Annotated in this window: 12 protein-coding genes; 7 read left to right on the forward strand and 5 right to left on the reverse strand. The window is 70.4% G+C overall.

Going from position 1 to position 18622, the window contains the following annotated elements:
* Nucleotides 1–144: 144 nt before the first annotated feature.
* The 5 genes from OG389_RS24570 to OG389_RS24590 form a co-directional block, all read right to left on the reverse strand.
* Nucleotides 145–3414 (reverse strand): serine/threonine-protein kinase, encoded by a 3270-nt coding sequence (locus tag OG389_RS24570; RefSeq protein ID WP_328304057.1) that lies wholly within the window; start codon nt 3412–3414, stop codon nt 145–147.
* Nucleotides 3415–3470: 56 nt separating this feature from the next.
* Nucleotides 3471–4244 carry a succinate dehydrogenase/fumarate reductase iron-sulfur subunit gene (locus OG389_RS24575; protein ID WP_328300612.1) on the reverse strand — a complete coding sequence of 258 codons (774 nt, stop codon included), beginning with the start codon at nt 4242–4244 and terminating at the stop codon, nt 3471–3473.
* The gene (locus OG389_RS24580; RefSeq protein WP_328300613.1) at nt 4241–6145 is read right to left on the reverse strand and encodes a fumarate reductase/succinate dehydrogenase flavoprotein subunit; all 1905 of its coding nucleotides are present in this window, start codon (nt 6143–6145) and stop codon (nt 4241–4243) included. The genes OG389_RS24575 and OG389_RS24580 overlap by 4 nt, the downstream gene beginning before the upstream one ends.
* 1 nt (nt 6146) lies before the next feature.
* Complete coding sequence (locus OG389_RS24585) at nt 6147–6971, reverse strand: hypothetical protein (protein ID WP_328300614.1); 825 nt, start codon at nt 6969–6971, stop codon at nt 6147–6149.
* Nucleotides 6972–7069: 98 nt separating this feature from the next.
* On the reverse strand, nt 7070–7291 hold the full coding sequence (locus OG389_RS24590; RefSeq protein ID WP_328300615.1) for a hypothetical protein: 222 nt from the start codon (nt 7289–7291) through the stop codon (nt 7070–7072).
* A 383-nt stretch (nt 7292–7674) separates the two neighbouring features.
* Here OG389_RS24590 and OG389_RS24595 point away from each other — a divergent pair, with 383 nt between their 5' ends.
* The 7 genes from OG389_RS24595 to OG389_RS24625 all read left to right on the forward strand — a co-directional run bounded on the left by OG389_RS24595 (nt 7675) and on the right by OG389_RS24625 (nt 18591).
* Nucleotides 7675–10116: an ABC transporter family substrate-binding protein gene (locus OG389_RS24595; protein ID WP_328300616.1), complete on the forward strand. Its 2442-nt coding sequence runs from the start codon at nt 7675–7677 to the stop codon at nt 10114–10116.
* A 318-nt stretch (nt 10117–10434) separates the two neighbouring features.
* Complete coding sequence (gene typA, locus OG389_RS24600) at nt 10435–12339, forward strand: translational GTPase TypA (protein ID WP_327254779.1); 1905 nt, start codon at nt 10435–10437, stop codon at nt 12337–12339.
* Between the two features lie 452 nt (nt 12340–12791).
* The gene (locus tag OG389_RS24605; protein ID WP_328300617.1) at nt 12792–14429 is read left to right on the forward strand and encodes a peptide ABC transporter substrate-binding protein; all 1638 of its coding nucleotides are present in this window, start codon (nt 12792–12794) and stop codon (nt 14427–14429) included.
* 174 nt (nt 14430–14603) lie between these two features.
* Nucleotides 14604–15536, forward strand: coding sequence for an ABC transporter permease (locus OG389_RS24610; RefSeq protein ID WP_328304059.1), 933 nt, complete (start codon nt 14604–14606; stop codon nt 15534–15536).
* On the forward strand, nt 15529–16476 hold the full coding sequence (locus OG389_RS24615) for an ABC transporter permease (protein ID WP_328300618.1): 948 nt from the start codon (nt 15529–15531) through the stop codon (nt 16474–16476). The genes OG389_RS24610 and OG389_RS24615 overlap by 8 nt, the downstream gene beginning before the upstream one ends.
* Nucleotides 16477–16496: 20 nt before the next feature.
* A complete protein-coding gene (locus OG389_RS24620) occupies nt 16497–17543 on the forward strand; it encodes an ABC transporter ATP-binding protein (protein WP_443059453.1) in 1047 nt (348 codons plus the stop codon).
* Complete coding sequence (locus OG389_RS24625; protein WP_328300620.1) at nt 17536–18591, forward strand: ABC transporter ATP-binding protein; 1056 nt, start codon at nt 17536–17538, stop codon at nt 18589–18591. The genes OG389_RS24620 and OG389_RS24625 overlap by 8 nt, the downstream gene beginning before the upstream one ends.
* Nucleotides 18592–18622 lie beyond the last annotated feature (31 nt).

Raw genomic sequence — 18622 nt, forward strand, 5'->3', positions numbered from 1 at the left:
GGCGAGGCCCGTCCGGACGGGTATTCCGGCGGTGGTGCGTCTCTTCGTCCTGCTTCTCGGCGGAGTCACATTTGGGAGGGTATGGGTGGTTCCTTGGCCCCGCACCCGGAGACCCGGGCCGGCCCCCGGGAGCGGCGCGCCCGGCTACGGCAAGGCGTACGCCGTGAGTGCGGGGCGGGGGAGGACCAGGTGGTCGCCGATCAGCAGGCTGTCCCCGGTCGCCGGGGCCGGCGGGTCCCAGTGGCGGACGGGTTTGCCCGTCGCCGGGTCCAGCACGGTGACGAAGGGATCCGCGGCGCGCTTCAGCAGGCCGCGCCGCCCGCCCCGCCGGACCTCCACGTACAGGCCGCCCGGGCGCAGGCCCAGCAGTTCGAGCGCGCACACCGAGCCCTCCCGCCGAGTCAGCGCCCGCTGCCAGCGCAGCGCCCCGGTCCCGGAGTCGAGCGCGAAGACCAGGTCCGTGCCCTGGTCCGGGCGGTGCGCGGCCGCGTACACCGTGCCCCGCTCGACCAGCAGCCGCTCCGCCGGGGTGCCCAGCACGAACCGCCACAGCTCCCGGCCGGTGGCCCGGTCCAGCGCCGTCAGCGCGTACCTGTCCAGGAGGAGGTGGACCGGGACGCCGCCCCCGGACAGCTGGTCACCGTGCATCGTGCGCTCCGTGGGGCGCGCCCGGGGGAAGGACCACACCGGGCGGCCCGTCGGCAGGTGCAGGGCCTGGATCAGCCGGTCGTCCGCCAGGACCAGGCAGTCACCCGCCGCGTGGGGCGACCGGGTGCCGGGGGAGGGCAGGGCGCGCTGCCACAGGGTCTCGCCGGTCGAAGCCCGCAGCGCGGTCAGATCGCCCGGCGCCCCGTGCAGGAGCACCGGTCCGGCGCTGCGCAGCGGCCGCTCCGCGGGCAGGTCCCGCCACCACCGCACGCGCCCGTCCCGGGGCTCGCGCGCCAGCAGCCGTACCCCCGGCGCACCCTCCCGCCGCACCTCGACGTAGACGGTGGCGGCGTCCGCCGCGCAGGTCACCCGCAGCCGGCCGGCCCCCGGCAGCGGCGGCGCGGCCGTGCCCTCGTCGGCGTACGCCGTCCAGCGCGTGCCGCCGTCGTCGGTCCGTACGCAGCCCACCTCGGACCCCGAGCTCCACACCACGCACGCACCCGCCGCGTACACGGCGTCCGGCCGGGTGCCGGTGTGCCACGCGCGCGCCCCCGGGGCCGCCGCGACCTGCCGCCGCGCGGCTTCCGGGCGGTCCGCGGACGTCGTACCGCCCGGCGGCGGGGTGCCGGCGCCGGCGGCCGTCGCCAGCCAGGGCGTCCGGCCCGTCGCCACGCACTCCCGCGCGATACGGGCCAGCGCGCGGGCCCGTTCCGCCGGGTCCGGCAGGTTCCGCGCCAGGCCCGCGCGCTCCAGCGCCACCGCCGGGTCCAGCGGCGGCCCGGCGGCCCGCTCCACGCGGGCCCGGGCCGAGGCCAGCGAGGACAGGGCGTGGCCGGCCTTCTCGTCGGTGTCCGCCCGGGGGCGGCGGACCAGCAGCCCGGCGGCCTGGTCGCGCAACCGCTGCGCCTGCACGAGCTGCCCGCGTTCGGCGTGGTGCGCCGCCTCCTCGCGCAGCCAGGCCGCCCGCTCCTCCAGGAACCGGGGCAGCTCCTCCTCGGCCTGCTCCAGCGCCCGGGCCCCGCCCGCCGCGTCCCCGGCCTCGGCGCGGTCGCGGGCCACTTGGCACAGTGCCAGCAGCCGGGCCCCGGCGGAGCCGATCCGCTCGCTGAGCCGCAGGGCCGCCGCCAGGTCGCGCGGGGCGACGGCCAGCACCATGTCGTAGGTGGCGGCCCCGCGCAGCCCGGCGTCCGGTATCAGCGCCAACTGCAGCTCGGCCTCGGCGGGATCGGCGGCCGCGACGGCCGTCCCGATGCGGGCGGAGAGCCGCTTCTCGGCCGGTCCGTCCGCGAAGTGGTCCCGGGCGATCTGCGCGGCCTGCCCGGGCGCGACCCGGGCCAGCTCCTCCGCCACCACGCGCAGCGGGCCCTCACGGTTGGATCCGAACACCGTGAACAGCGCCTGCTGCGCGTCGGTGAGCAGCCGCCGGGTCCGGGCCGGGGCGTGCGCCGAAGTGCTCCTGGCCAGGGCGGTCAGCAGCCTGGCCACCCGCGCCCCGTCGCCCCCGCCGCCGTCCCACGCCGCGATCTCGGCGCCGGCCAGCAGCCGGTCCGCGAGCTCCGCGTCGAAGCGGGCCGCGGCATCGGCGGCCACGGCCAGCACCTCGACGGGCACCTCCCCGCCCGCCGGCACCGCCCGCAGCGCCTCCTCGGCCTCCCGCACCAACTCCCTCACGAACTCCCGCACACCGGAGCCAACGCCCCCCTCCGTGCCCGTGGCGTCGAAGCCGGAAGGGCCGCCGAAGCCGGCCCCGGCAATGCCTCCGCCTCCGGACCCGGACATGGACCCGGACATGGACCCGGACTCGGACACAGACTCGGACACGGACCCGGACACAAATCCGGAACCGGATCCACCCCCGGCCGGCCCCCCGGCCCCACCGTCCCCGGCCGTGGCTCCGCCACCGCCGCCCGTCGGGGTCCCGGCCCCGGCCAGCAGGGCCCGTAGGGTCGTGGCCACCGCCTCGGCCGACCGGGGCCGGTCCGCCGCCTCCTTGGCCAGCAGCCGGAGCACCAGCCGCTCCAGCTCCGGCGCGACCGGTGTGCCGCCCCGGCGGAGCGGGAGCGGCGGGTCCTCGATGTGCCGGCGCATCAGGACGTAGGGGCCCTCGGCCTCCCCGAAGGGCGGCTCTCCGCTCAGCAGCGCGTACAGCACGCACCCCAGCGCGTACAGATCGCACCGGGCGTCCACCCGCTCGCCCCGCCACTGCTCGGGGGCCATGTACGGCGGGCTGCCGAAGATCCGGCCGGTGACCGTCCAGCCGGCCGTGGCGTCCGAGGAGTGCGCGATGCCGAAGTCGCATATCTTCAGCCGGCCCCCGGGCAACAGGAAGAGGTTGGCCGGCTTCAGGTCCCGGTGGATCACCGAGCGTTCGTGCGCGGCGGCCAGCGCCTCCGCGGTCTGCGCCGCCAGTTCCAGCGCGACCGCCACGGGCAGCCCGCCCGGCACCCGGGACAGGGCGCTGCGCAGGTCCTCGCCCGCGAGCAGCTCCATGACGATGAAGAGCCGGCCCTCCTCCTGCCCCACGTCGTGCACGACCGTGATGCCGGGGTGCTGCAGCCGCGCCCCGATGCTGGCCTCGCGCCGGAACCGGGCGACCAGCTCGTCGTTCGTGGCCGCCTCCAGCAGCACCTTCACCGCCACGGCCCGGTCCAGTGCCGTGTCGTGCGCCCGCCACACCTCGCCCATGCCGCCCTGGCCGAGCCGCTGGTCGAGGCGGTACCGGTCCGCCAGCTGATCCCCCACCCGCACCGCGAAGCCCCCTGACATCACGTCAACGACGTTCAGGGGGCATTGTGTACCGCGAAGTGAACGGCTGGGGGTCCCTACTGCCCGGAACGCCGCCGGATCTTGCTCCCCAGCCACACCAGAGGGTCGTACTTGCGGTCCACGGCCCGCTCCTTCAGCGGGATCAGGGCGTTGTCCGTGATCTTGATCCCTTCGGGGCAGACCTCCGTGCAGCACTTGGTGATGTTGCAGTAGCCGAGCCCGTGCTCCTCCTGGGCCGTGCGCTTGCGGTCCAGGCCCACCTCCTGCGCGGCGTCCAGCGGGTGCATGTCCAGCTCCGCCACCCGCATCAGGAACCGGGGGCCCGCGAAGGCGGTCTTGTTCTCCTCGTGGTCACGCACCACGTGACAGGTGTCCTGGCACAGGAAGCACTCGATGCACTTCCTGAACTCCTGCGAACGCTCCACGTCCACCTGCTGCATCCGGTACTCGCCCGGCGCGACCCCGGCGGGCGGTACGAAGGCCGGGACCTCGCGGGCCTTCTGGTAGTTGAAGGACACGTCCGTCACCAGGTCGCGGACGACCGGGAAGGCCCGCAGCGGGGTCACCGTGATCGTCTCCTCGCGGGTGAAGGTCGACATCCGCGTCATGCACATCAGCCGCGGCCGCCCGTTGACCTCCGCGCTGCACGAACCGCACTTGCCCGCCTTGCAGTTCCACCGCACCGCGAGGTCCGAGGCCTGGGTGGCCTGGAGCCGGTGGACGATGTCCAGGACCACCTCCCCGTCGTTCACCTCCACGGTGAAGTCGCGCAGCTCGCCGCCCTCCGCGTCGCCCCGCCAGATCCGGAACGCGGCATCGTAGGTAGTCACTCGTAGAGCTCCTCTTCGGCGAGGTACTTGACCAGCTCTTCCTTCTCGAAGAGCGCGAGCAGGTCGGGTCGGATGGGTTCGGTGCGCACCCGGGTCAGCTCGATCCGGTCCGCGGCCGGGTCCGCGGGAGGGGGCTCCACCGGCCGGCACAGCAGGTTCACCGGGCGCCAGGACCGCTCCATCGCCGGGCAGTCCTCGCGGGTGTGCCCGCCCCGGCTCTCCGTGCGCTCCAGGGCCGCGCGGGCCACGCACTCGCTGACCAGCAGCATGTTGCGCAGGTCCAGGGCCAGGTGCCAGCCCGGGTTGAACTGCCGGTGGCCCTCCACCCCGGCGCGCGAGGCCCGTACGCGCAGGGCCGCGAGCCTCTCCAGCGCCTCGGCCATCTCGCCCTCGCGGCGGATGATGCCGACGAGGTCGTTCATGGCGGTCTGGAGCTCCTGGTGGAGGCTGTACGGGTTCTCCGCGCCCTCGGCGGCATGGAACGGAGCCAGCGCCTCCGCGGCCGCCTCGTCCACCCGGTCCTGGTCCACCACCGGCAGCCGGCCCGCCTCCGCGGCCGCGTACCCGGCGGCGTGCAGTCCGGCCCGGCGGCCGAAGACCAGCAGGTCGGACAGGGAGTTCCCGCCGAGCCGGTTCGAGCCGTGCATCCCGCCCGCGACCTCCCCGGCGGCGAACAGCCCCGGCACCCCGAGGGTGGCGGCGGTGTCGGACTCGACCGCGATGCCGCCCATCACGTAGTGGCAGGTCGGGCCGACCTCCATCGGCTCGGCGGTGATGTCCACGTCCGCCAGCTCCTTGAACTGGTGGTACATCGACGGGAGCCGCCGTTTGATCCGCTCGGCCGGCATCCGGGTGGACACGTCCAGGAAGACCCCGCCGTGCGGGGACCCGCGCCCCGCCTTGACCTCGGAGTTGATGGCGCGGGCCACCTCGTCGCGGGGGAGCAGCTCGGGCGGGCGCCGGTTGTGGTCCGGGTCCTCGTACCAGCGGTCGCCCTCCTCCTCGGACTCCGCGTACTTCTCCTTGAAGACGTCCGGGACGTAGTCGAACATGAACCGCTTGCCCTCGCTGTTGCGCAGCACCCCGCCGTCGCCGCGCACCGACTCGGTGACGAGGATGCCCTTCACCGAGGGCGGCCAGACCATGCCGGTCGGGTGGAACTGCACGAACTCCATGTTCAGCAGCGGGGCCCCGGCGAGCAGGGCCAGCGCGTGGCCGTCGCCCGTGTACTCCCACGAGTTGGACGTGGTCTTGAAGGACTTGCCGATCCCGCCCGTGGCCAGTACCACCGCCGGGGCCTCCAGGACGAAGAACCGCCCGGTCTCGCGCTCGTAGCAGAAGGTCCCGGAGACCCGCTCACCGTCCTTCAGGACCCTGGTGACGGTGCACTCCTGGAAGACCTTGAGCCGGGCCTCGTAGTCCCCGTACTCCTTGAAGTCCTCCTGCTGCAGCTGCACGATCTTCTGCTGGAGGGTGCGGATCAGCTCGAGGCCGGTCCGGTCGCCGACGTGCGCGAGCCGCGGGTATTCGTGGCCGCCGAAGTTGCGCTGCGATATCCGGCCGTCGGGGGTGCGGTCGAAGAGCGCGCCCCAGGTCTCCAGCTCCCAGACCCGGTCCGGGGCCTCCTTGGCGTGCAGCTCCGCCATCCGCCACTGGTTCAGGAACTTGCCGCCGCGCATGGTGTCGCGGAAGTGCACCTGCCAGTTGTCGCCCTCGTTGACGTTGCCCATGGAGGCGGCGATGCCGCCCTCCGCCATCACGGTGTGGGCCTTGCCGAAGAGGGACTTGCAGATCACGGCCGTCCGTGCCCCCCGCTCGCGGGCCTCGATCGCGGCCCGCAGCCCGGCGCCGCCCGCGCCGACCACGACCACGTCCCACTGCTGCCGTTCCACTTGAGCCATCTCAGAAGATCCTCGGGTCGGTGAAGGCGCCGCTGGCCACCAGGTACACGTAGAAGTCGCACGCGGCCACGCTGATCAGCGAGGCCCACGCCAGCTGCATGTGACGGGAGTTGAGGCGGCTGATCCAGCCCCACAGGCGGTATCGGACCGGGTGCTTGGAGAAGTGCTTCAGGCGGCCGCCCATGATGTGCCGGCAGGAGTGGCAGGACAGCGTGTACGCCCAGATCAGCGCGATGTTGATGACGAACAGCAGCGTCCCGAGGCCCATGTGGCCCCATTCGTAGCGGTCGTTGCGGAAGGTCAGCACCGTGTCGTAGGTGAGGATGCCCGCCACCGGCAGCGCCGCGTAGAAGAAGTACCGGTGCATGTTCTGGAAGATCAGCGGGAAGCGTGTCTCGCCGCTGTACGAGGTGTGCGGCTCGGCGACGGCGCAGGCGGGCGGTGAGGCCCAGAAGCCCCGGTAATAGGCCTTGCGGTAGTAGTAGCAGGTCAGCCGGAAGCCGAGCGGGAAGATCAGGATCAGCAGGGCGGGGGACAGGCCCCACCAGCTGCCGAACAGGTCGAGGTTCGGGCCGCCGCGCATCTCCTGGCAGTTCTCCGCGAGACACGGGGAGTAGAACGGCGAGACGTACGGCGCCGAGTAGTAGTCGGCGTTGGCGAAGGCCCGCCAGGTCGAGTAGACGATGAAGGCGAGCAGCCCGGCCGCGGTGCCGGCGGGCGAGAGCCACCACCGGTCGGTCCGCAGGTGCCGGGCTGCGATCGCGGCCCGCGAGGCGTCGTGGACGCCGGCGGGCCGCTGTGATGGTGGTTGGGTGCCTGTGGCCAAGGGGGACTCCGGGTGGAGTGATGAGGGGTGGCCCAGGAGGCCCGGCCGCCGTCGCTTCGGCCGGCCGGACCTGGTGGGGTGTGCGCGGGGAGCGCGGGTCAGGGGGCGCGGCGGTCGCGGGCGCCCAGACCCTCGTCGTCGGAGTCCGTCCACAGCGAGCTGTCGTACGGGGTGTCCGGGACATTGATCATTCCGGTCTCGCCGGGCGGCCGGGAGGCGGCCGGCGCCTGCCGGGCGACGTCCCTCTCCAACCGTTCCACCGAGCGGACCAGCTCGTTCAGGTTGCGCCGTACGGCGGTCAAATCGTCTTGCAGGGACATGACTTGCCCTCACTTCCGCTGGTGCGGTGGCAACGCTCATGTGCGCCTGCGAGTGTCGCGCCTCCCGTCCCCGGTTGTGAAGGGACGTGCAGGGATTACGGGCGCGCAGGCGTGAATCGTGCGCCCCTCCCCGACCCCGTTCCCATCCCCCTTACGGGGGAACGCCCGGCCCTGGGGGCCTCCCCGCGGCAGCCGGGGCACAAGCCGGATTGGTCCGCACGGGTGGGGTTCGCGGCGTGGCGAGGGTGCGCTGCGACGGGTGCGGCGGGGTGTCGATTTCAGTGGGTTTCGCCACCCAGTGTGATCAGCTCCATATACCGCCGAACGTGATCAAGGCCCCTTCCTTCTCACGCCCCCCAAGCCCCGCCCCGGAGGTACCACCCATGTCCCAGAGAAGGCGCAGGTCCTTGGCGCTCCTGACCTCGGGAGTTCTTGCACTGCCGCTGCTCGCGGGCTGCGGCGCGGGGGACGAGGAGGGCGGCCCGGTCGCCGCAGGGCAGGACATCGCGGCCGCCACCCGCGACAAGGTCGCCGACGGCGGGGTGCTCCGCTGGGCCGTGGACGCCCTGCCCGGCACCCTGAACACCTTCCAGGCCGATGCGGACGCCACCACCAACCGGATCGCCGGGGCCGTCCTGCCCCAGCTGTTCGTGCTGGACGGCAAGGGGCGGCCGGTGGCCAACCCCGACTACCTGGAGAAGGCCGAGGTCGTCGAGCGCGAGCCCAAGCAGGTCGTCCTGTACAAGCTCAACCAGCAGGCGGTCTGGAGCGACGGCCGGGAGATCGGCGCCGCCGACTTCGTCGCCCAGTGGAGGGCCCTCAACGGCAAGGACTCCGCCTACTGGACGGCGCGCAACGCCGGCTACGACCGGATCGAGAAGATCGAACGCGGCAAGTCGGACCTGGAGGTCAAGGTCACCTTCGTCAAGCCGTACGCCGACTGGCGCTCCCTCTTCTCGCCCCTCTACCCCAAGCAGGTCACCGGCACCCCGGAGAGCTTCAACGAGGGCGCCCGGGGCACCCTGAAGGTCACCGCCGGCCCCTTCGGGCTGGGCGCCATCGACAAGAAGACCGGCACCGCCGCCCTGACCCGCAACCCGCGCTGGTGGGGCAGCCCCGCCAAGCTCGACACCCTGGTCCTCACCGCGGTGCCCCGGTCCGAACGCCCGGCCGCGCTCGCCGCCGGCAAGCTGGATCTGGCCGAGATCGACCGTACGGGCGCCGACCGGATCGCCCTGGCCCGCCGCGAGGCCGCCAAGGCCGACGGGGCACACGGCCCCGCCGCCTCGGTGACGCCCGCGCAGGCGACCATGTCGTGGGCGCTCGCCTTCGGCGCGGACGAGGCCAAGGCCAAGGAGGCGCAGGAGACCCGCCAGAAGCACGCGGAGGCGGTGAAGCGGTACGCCGAGGAGCAGGGCGCCCTGCTCGGTTTCACCGTCCGCAAGTCCCTGGAGCCGGCCTACACGCAGCTCGCCATGAACGGCGCCAGTGGCCCGCTCGCCGACGAGCGCGTACGCCGCGCCGTGGCCCGTGCGCTGGACCGCCAGGCACTCACCGACATCGTCCTGAAGCCGCTGGGGCTGCCCGCGAAGCCGGTCGGCAGCCACCTGGCGCTGGCCGGGCAGCAGGCGTACGCCGACAACAGCGACGCCCTCGGCGGCCAGGACACCCAGGCCTCGCAGGCCCTGCTCGCGGACGCCGGCTGGCGCCGGGGCGGCAAGCTCACCGATCCGGCGGGTGCGAAGGCCGGCTCGGAGGCGGCGAAGGAGAAGGACGACTCGAAGACCCCGAGCGGCCCGGGCACCGGCAACGACGGCCTCTACATCGTGGGCCAGGAGGACGAGCGCAACGGCGACGGGCACGGCCGCGACGGCAGGCCCGAGGCCCCCGCCAGAGCCGCCCTGCGGGCCGACCACCCCGACCACCGCCCCGAAGGCCCCGAGAACCCCCTCGGCCAGGGGCTGCCCGAGGTGGGGTCCGGCCCCGACGGGGAGATCGTCGACGCCGACGCCTTCGCCGCGACCCAGCCCTCCCCGGTGCTCGCCCCGGCCCCCTTCGCGGCCGCCCAGGAACAGCTCCTGCGCACCCAGGCCGCCCAGGCGGCCCAGGCGGCCCGGGCCGCCTGGGCCGCGTCCGTGGACGACGGCAAGCGCAGCCCGGCCCTCGACGCCGAAACGGCCGCGGAGCCCGCGGACCCCGCCAAGGCGAGCCCCGCCCCGGCCCCCGCCAAGCAGGCCGTACGCACCTCCGGCAACATGCTCGCCAAGGACGGCAAGCCGCTCACCCTGCGCTTCGTCCTGCCGGCCGGTCCCGGCTCGGAGGCGCTGCGCACGGTCGGCGAGCGGATCGCGCAGATGCTCCACAAGGTCGGCGTCCAGACGGAGCTGACCAAGGTGGCCGACGAGAGCTTCTTCAAGGACCACATCGCCTCGGGCCAGTACGACCTGGCCCTGTACTCGTGGCCCGCGACCGCCTACCCGGCCACCGACGCCCGGCCCATCTTCGCCAAGCCGGAGCCGGCCGCCGACGGCTCGCTCCTCGTGGAACAGAACTACACCCGGGTCGGCACCGACCACATCGACCAGCTGTTCGACCAGGCGGCCGGCGAGCTGGACGAGGAGACCGCCCGCGACCTGATGCGCAAGGCGGACGCCCGGATCTGGGCGGCGGCCGGTTCCATCCCGCTCTACCAGCGCCCCGAGCTGGTGGCGGTGAAGCCGGGCCTGACCAATGCCGGCGCCTTCGGTCTGGGAGCTCCGCGGTACCAGGACATCGGCTGGAAGAAGCCGGCGACGTCCAAGGACAAGCAGGAGAAGAAGAAGTGATGACGAAGGGGTGCATCCCGGGTTGAGACGGGTTCCCCAACCTCAGATGTGACTCAAGTCCCTTGCCCGCCGGATGACCGGCGGGCAAGGTCGTAGATACCCGTTGACCCGCGTGTTTCCAGGTAGTACCGGCGGCCGAGACCCCCCACCCCGCACTCGGCCCCGCTCAGTCGTCCGGCCTCTTGACAGACCCCCCGGCAGGCGGTTCCCGCCAACCGACGTAGGATGGGGTAAGGCCGTGGCAGGTTTTCCGCCCGGTCGAGGCTCGCGTGCCGGACCGTACGCGCCGCCATCCACGATCCCGGGAGAAGCGCCGAAGTGCCCACGCGCCACGACATCCGTAACGTCGCCATCGTCGCCCACGTCGACCATGGCAAGACGACCATCGTCGATGCCATGCTCAAGCAGGCCGGTGCCTTCGCCGCCCACCAGCACCTCGACGACCGCATGATGGACTCGAACGACCTGGAGCGTGAGAAGGGCATCACGATCCTCGCCAAGAACACGGCGGTGAAGTACCACCCGAAGGACGGGTCGGCCCCGATCACGATCAACATCATCGACACCCCCGGCCACGCCGACTTCGGTGGTGAGGTCGAGCGCGGTCTGTCGATGGTGGACGCCGTCGTCCTGCTGGTGGACGCGTCCGAGGGCCCCCTGCCCCAGACCCGCTTCGTCCTGCGCAAGGCCCTGCAGGCGAAGATGCCGGTCATCCTCTGCATCAACAAGACCGACCGTCCGGACTCCCGGATCGACGAGGTCGTCAACGAGACGTACGACCTCTTCCTCGACCTGGACGCCGACGAGGAGCAGATCGAGTTCCCGATCGTCTACGCCTGTGGCCGTGACGGCGTCGCCTCGCTGACCAAGCCGGAGGACGGCACCGTCCCCGCGGACAGTGACAGCCTGGAGCCGTTCTTCTCCACCATCCTGGCCCACGTGCCGGCCCCGGTGTACGACGAGGAGGCCCCCCTCCAGGCCCACGTCACCAACCTGGACGCCGACAACTTCCTCGGCCGCATCGCGCTCGTCCGCGTCGAGCAGGGCGAGCTGCGCAAGGGTCAGACCGTCGCGTGGATCAAGCGTGACGGCACGATCTCGAACGTCCGCATCACCGAGCTGATGATGACCGAGGCGCTCACCCGCAAGCCCGCCGAGGTGGCGGGCCCGGGTGACATCTGCGCGGTCGCCGGTTTCCCCGACATCATGATCGGCGAGACCCTGGCCGACCCGGAGAACCCGATCGCGCTCCCGCTGATCTCGGTCGACGAGCCGGCGATCTCGATGACCATCGGTACGAACACCTCCCCGATGGTCGGCCGCGGCGGCAGCGGCAAGGGCGCGGACGCCAAGTCCGCGGTCAAGGACCGCAAGGTCACCGCCCGCCAGGTCAAGGACCGTCTGGACCGCGAGCTGGTCGGTAACGTCTCGCTCCGCGTGCTCGAGACCGAGCGTCCGGACGCCTGGGAGGTCCAGGGCCGTGGTGAGCTCGCGCTCGCCATCCTGGTCGAGCAGATGCGCCGCGAGGGCTTCGAGCTGACCATCGGCAAGCCCCAGGTCGTCACGCAGGAGATCAACGGCAAGGTCCACGAGCCGGTCGAGCGCATGACGGTCGACGTCCCCGAGGAGCACATGGGTGCGGTCACGCAGCTCATGGGCGTCCGCAAGGGCCGCATGGACAACATGTCGAACCACGGCTCCGGCTGGGTCCGCATGGAGTTCGTCGTCCCGTCGCGCGGCCTCATCGGCTTCCGTACCGAGTTCCTGACCGGTACGCGCGGCACGGGCATCGCCCACTCGATCCACGAGGGCCTCGAGCCGTGGTTCGGCCCGCTGGTGACCCGTAACAACGGTTCCCTGGTCGCCGACCGCTCCGGGTCGGTCACGCCGTTCGCGATGATCAACCTGCAGGAGCGCGGCGTCCTGTTCACCGAGCCCGGTACCGAGGTGTACGAGGGCATGATCGTCGGCGAGAACTCGCGCGCCGACGACATGGACGTGAACATCACCAAGGAGAAGAAGCTCACCAACATGCGTGCGGCTTCGGCGGACAACACCGAGAACGTGGTGCCGCCGCGCAGGCTCTCCCTGGAGCAGTCCCTGGAGTTCTGCCGCGACGACGAGTGCGTCGAGGTGACCCCGGAGGCCGTCCGCATCCGCAAGGTCGTCCTGGACCAGAAGGACCGCTCGCGTACCGCCTCGCGCGCCAAGTCCGGCAAGTAGTCGCGTAGGACCCGGATCACATCCGGGTCCTCGTCGAAGCCCGGTTCAACGAGCAGCCCCTCCCGTCACGGTCTCCGTGACGAGAGGGGCTGTTCACTTTTGTCAAGCGGATTGTTTCGATCCGGTGTCCGCGGTGTCCGCATACCGACCGTGACACTCCGGAAGAAGTGCTAACAGTCCGTTTCGTTCATGTCTGTCTCCTATCCGTTTGTCCGGATTTCGGGTTTTAGCCGTAGTGCGATGTTGTGAAAACGAGACCACTTAAGTGTGGTTTACGGTCAAGGCGTCCCTGAGGATGGCTCCATTGAGCTCGGGTCAATGGGTCACACGCTGTGGGGAGCGTCGACTCACGAGCACACTCGGGGCACTGGTTCCTTATCGCCGTCAGGGGTGTCGGCGAAACGCAACTCGTGCCCTTCACATCAGACAGTGGACTCATGAGGAGGAAACCCATGCGCGGTGCCAAGAGCGCCAAGTGGGTAACGGGCGCGATTGTCGTTGCCCTGGCTGCGACCGCTTGCGGTGGCGGCGGCGGCAAGGCGGCGGCCGGCAAGGGTGAAGTCGACCCGAACGGCATCTACTCCGTCGAGGTTGGCGAGCCGGAGAAGCTTCTCCAGCCGGCCGACACGATGGAGTCCAACGGCTCGATCGTCATGTCGGGTCTGTTCTCCCAGCTGGTCGACTACGACGCCGACGGCAAGATCGTCAACGTCAACGCCGAGTCGGTCAAGTCGGACGACAGCAAGCTGTGGACCGTCAAGCTCAAGCCGGGCTGGACCTTCCACGACGGCACCAAGGTGACCGCCGAGTCCTACGTCAAGGCGTGGAACTGGGCCGCGAACATCAACAACAAGCAGGGCAACGCGTCCTGGTTCGCCGACATCAAGGGCTTCGACGCCCTGCACCCCGAGGCCGAGGGCGCCAAGCCCACCGCCGAGGCGCTCGAGGGCCTGAAGGTCATCGACGAGAACACCTTCACCATCGAGCTCGCCAACGCGGTGCCGTACTTCGAGTACAAGCTCGGCTACGAGGTCTTCTCCCCGCTGCCGGAGTCCTTCTACAAGGACCCCGCCGCCGCCGGTGAGAAGCCGGTCGGCAACGGCCCGTACAAGTTCAAGTCGTGGGAGCACAAGAAGCAGATCGAGCTCACGCGCTACGACGACTACAAGGGCGAGAACAAGGCGAAGAACGGCGGCGTGATCCTCAAGAACTACGCCACCCTCGAGACCGCCTACGAAGACCTGAAGTCGGGCAACGTCGACGTCCTGCGCCAGATCGCCTCGAAGGACCTCCCGGTCTACCGTGCCGACCTCGGTGACCGTGCCGTGGACCAGGCCTACTCGGCGATCCAGACGCTGGCCGTCGCGTTCTACGCCGACCAGTGGAAGAACCCGAAGCCGGTCAACCCGAAGGTCATCCAGGGCCTGTCGATGGCGATCGACCGCGCCACCATCACCAAGACCGTGCTCCAGGGCACCCGTGACCCCGCCACCGGCTGGGTCGCCAAGGGTGTCCTCGGCTACACGCCGGACGGCTCGGGTGACGTCGCCAAGTTCGACCCCGCGAAGGCCAAGGCGCTCATCGCCGAGGGCGGCGGCGTCCCGAACAACGAGATCTCCATCCAGTTCAACTCGGACGGCGGTCACAAGGAGTGGGTCGAGGCTGTCTGCAACAGCATCACCCAGTCCACGGGCGTCAAGTGCACCGGTGACGCCAAGCCGGACTTCCAGGCCGACCTCCAGGCCCGTAAGTCCAAGCAGGTCAAGTCGTTCTACCGCTCCGGCTGGGTGCTCGACTACCCGGTGAACGCCAACTTCATCAGCGACCTGTTCCGTACGGGCGCCGGCGGCAACCAGGGTGGCTTCACCAGCCCCGAGCTCGACGCGAAGATCGCCGCGGCGGACACGGCCAAGACCCTCGACGAGTCCGTGAAGGCCTACCAGGCCATCGAGAAGGACCTCGTCAACTACATGCCGTCGATCCCGCTCTGGTACTACAAGGTCAACGCGGGCTTCTCGGAGAAGGTCCAGAACGTGAAGTACGCCCAGGACGGCGACCCGATCCTTGAGGGTGTCGAGGTCAAGAAGTAAGTCCCACCGCGTAATTCCTTTCGACGGATGTGGGCCGGCGGGGAGCCGGCCCACATCCGGGCCTACATGCAGCGCCCGGGGGGCCCTTTCGCGACGCAGTGACGGAAACGTCACGCGCGTGCGTGGCGAAAGGGCCCGTCCGGCTGCGCCTGCCGCATCTTCTACGGAGGCATGATGGGGCGCTATGTCGCACGACGACTGCTCCAGATGATCCCGGTCTTCTTCGGGACGACCCTGCTCATCTTCTTGATGGTCTACAGCCTGCCCGGCGACCCCGTGGCCGGACTCTTCGGAGACAAGGGCGTAGACCCCGCCACGTTGGCGAAGCTCAGGCACGAACACGGCCTGGACCTGCCGCTGTACCAGCAGTACTGGAACTACATATCGAACATCCTGTTCCACTTCGACTTCGGCCAGCAGATCCGCAGCGGCCGTGAGATCACCGATGTTCTCGGCGACGCGTTCCCGGTCACGGGCCGCATCGCCCTGCTCGCGTTCGTCATCGAGCTGGTGCTCGGCCTCGGCCTCGGCATCGCCGCCGGCCTCAAGGCGGGCAAGCTCGTGGACAACCTCGTGCTGATCCTGACGCTGCTGATCATCTCGGTCCCGGTGTTCGTCCTCGGCTTCGTCATCAAGACGGTGTTCGCCTTCCAGCTCGGCTGGATCACTCCCAACGTGAGCAACTACCCCACGTGGGACGAACTCCTGGCGCCGGCCGTGGTGCTGGGCTCGCTGTCCCTCGCCTACGTGGCCCGCCTGACCCGTACGTCGATCGCGGAGAACCTGCGTGCCGACTACGTGCGCACGGCCGTGGCCAAGGGTCTTCCGAAGCGCCGCGTCATCGGTGTGCACCTGATGCGCAACTCGCTGATCCCCGTGGCGACCTTCCTCGGTACCGACATCGGCGCCCTGATGGGCGGCGCCGTCGTCACCGAGCGGATCTTCAACGTCAAGGGCGTCGGCGGTCTGATCTACGACTCCCTGGCCCGGCGTGAAGGTGCGACCCTCGTCGGCGTCGTCACCATCCTGGTCGTGGTCTATCTGCTCGCCAGCCTGCTCGTCGACCTCCTCTACGCGGTCCTGGACCCGAGGATCCGGTATGCCTGATATGACCAAGACCGAAACCGCGACGGCCGAGGAGAACTCGGCCCCCGTCGCCCCCGTAGCGGCGCAGAAGCCCGAGAAGGCGCGCAGCCTGTGGGGGGACGCCTGGGCCGACCTGCGGCGCAACCCCTACTTCCTCGTCTCCTCGGTGCTGATCTTCTTCCTGCTGCTGATCGCCGTCTTCCCGAGCCTGTTCACCAGTGCCGACCCCACCAAGGGCGACCTGGTCAACCACTTCCTCCAGAAGCCCGAGCTCGGCAGCATAGGCTCGCCCGACTGGCTCGGCTGGGACGGCCAGGGGCGCAGCGTCTACGCGCGTCTGATCTACGGCACCCGCGCCTCGCTGATCGTCGCCGTCTGCGTCACCCTGATCGTCACCCTCGTGGGCGGGCTGACGGGGATGATCTCGGGCTACTTCGGCGGCCTGACCGACGCGATCATCTCCCGGATCACCGACGTCTTCTTCGGCATCCCCTTCCTGCTCGGCTCGATGGTCGTCCTCCAGGCGTTCACCAACCGCACCGTGTGGACCGTCGTCTTCGCCCTGGCCTTCCTGGGCTGGACGCAGATCACCCGCGTCATGCGCGGCGCGGTCATCACCGTCAAGCAGGCCGACTACGTGCACGCCGCGAAGGCCCTGGGCGCCGGTACCCCCCGGATCATGCTCCGGCACATCCTGCCGAACGCCATGGCGCCGGTGATCGTGGTCTCCACGATCGCGCTGGGTGGCTACATCGCGGCCGAGGCGACCCTGTCCTACCTGGGTCTGGGTCTCGCGTCGCCGTCCATCTCGTGGGGCGTGGACATCTCCGCCGGTTCCGATCAGATCCGGGTGGCCAAGCACATCCTGATCTACCCCTCGATCATGCTCAGCATCACCGTCCTCGCGTTCATCATGCTCGGCGAAGCGGTCCGCAACGCCCTCGACCCCAAGCTGCGCTGAGGAGGGCGTAAGTGATCACCATGGACAACACCTCCAGCGTTCCCTCTCCGCGTGACGGGGACCCGCAGACGCCGCTCCTCGAAGTGCGCGACCTGCACGTCGAGTTCCACACCCGTGACGGTGTGGCCAAGGCCGTCAACGGCGTCAACTACAGCGTGAGCGCCGGCGAGACCCTCGCCGTACTCGGCGAGTCGGGCTCCGGCAAGTCGGTCACCGCCCAGGCCATCATGGGCATCCTCGACATGCCTCCCGGCAAGATCCCGCAGGGCGAGATCTTCTTCCGCGGCCAGGACATGCTCAAGATGAGCTTCGAAGAGCGGCGCAAGCTCCGCGGCCGGAAGATCGCCATGATCTTCCAGGACGCGCTCTCGTCCCTCAACCCGGTGCTCACCGTCGGCTACCAGCTGGGCGAGATGTTCCGCGTCCATCAGGGCCTGTCGAAGAAGGAAGCCCGGCTCAAGGCCATCGAGCTGATGGACAAGGTGAAGATCCCGGCTGCCAAGCAGCGCGTGGACGATTACCCGCACCACTTCTCCGGTGGCATGCGCCAGCGCATCATGATCGCCATGGCGATCGCGCTGGAGCCGGACCTGATCATCGCCGACGAGCCGACCACGGCCCTGGACGTCACCGTCCAGGCCCAGGTCATGGACCTCCTCGCGGAGCTCCAGCGCGAGCTCAACATGGGTCTGATCCTGATCACCCACGACCTCGGCGTCGTCGCCGACGTCGCGGACAAGATCGCCGTCATGTACGCCGGCCGGATCGTCGAGACCGCTCCGGTCCACGAGATCTACAAGCGCCCGGCGCACCCCTACACCCGCGGCCTGCTCGACTCGATCCCGCGCCTGGACCAGAAGGGCCAGGAGCTCTTCGCGATCAAGGGTCTGCCGCCGAACCTGCTGCGCCTGCCCACGGGCTGCTCGTTCAGCCCGCGCTGCGTCGCCGCGCAGGACATCTGCCGGTCGGAGGTCCCCGCGCTCCAGCCCGTCAGCGAGCAGGACGGCACCGAACTGGCCGGCCGTCACAGCGCGTGCCACTTCTGGAAGGAGCAGATCCATGGCTGAGCTCACCAAGAACGCCCCCGAGCGTGGCGAGCCGATCCTCCAGGTCCGCAACCTGGTCAAGCACTTCCCGCTGACCCAGGGCATCCTGTTCAAGAAGCAGGTCGGTGCGGTCAAGGCGGTCGACGGGATCTCCTTCGACCTGTACCAGGGCGAGACCCTCGGCATCGTCGGCGAGTCCGGCTGTGGCAAGTCCACCGTCGCCAAGCTGCTGATGAACCTGGAGCGCGCCACCGCCGGCGAGGTCTTCTACAAGGGCCAGGACATCACCAAGCTGTCCGGCCGCGCCCTGAAGGCCGTCCGCCGCAACATCCAGATGGTGTTCCAGGACCCGTACACCTCGCTGAACCCGCGCATGACGGTCGGCGACATCATCGGCGAGACCTACGACATCCACCCCGAGGTGGCCCCCAAGGGCGACCGGCGCCGCAAGGTGCAGGAGCTCCTGGACGTCGTCGGTCTCAACCCGGAGTACATCAACCGGTACCCGCACCAGTTCTCCGGCGGCCAGCGCCAGCGCATCGGCATCGCCCGCGGCCTCGCGCTCAACCCGGAGATCATCATCTGCGACGAGCCGGTCTCCGCGCTCGACGTGTCGGTGCAGGCCCAGGTCATCAACCTGATGGAGAACCTGCAGGAGGAGTTCAACCTCTCCTACATCTTCATCGCGCACGACCTCTCCATCGTCCGGCACATCTCGGACCGCGTCGGCGTCATGTACCTCGGCAAGATGGCCGAGATCGGTACGGACGAGCAGATCTACGAGCACCCGACGCACCCGTACACGCAGGCGCTGCTCTCCGCCGTGCCGGTGCCGGACCCCGAGGCCCGCGCGCACCGCGACCGGATCATCCTCACCGGTGACGTACCCTCCCCGGCCAACCCGCCGTCGGGCTGCCGCTTCCGCACCCGCTGCTGGAAGGCCGAGGAGAAGTGCTCCGTGGAGGAGCCGCTGCTCGCGATCCCGGAGCGCTTCCAGGGCGTCAAGTCGCCGGCCGCGCACGAGTCGGCCTGCCACTTCGCCGAGGAGAAGGCCGTCCTGGCCGTCTGATCTCCCGCGGACACGCACCGAAGGCGCCCGG

The sequence above is a fragment of the Streptomyces sp. NBC_00435 genome (genome assembly GCF_036014235.1).
Taxonomy (GTDB): domain Bacteria; phylum Actinomycetota; class Actinomycetes; order Streptomycetales; family Streptomycetaceae; genus Streptomyces.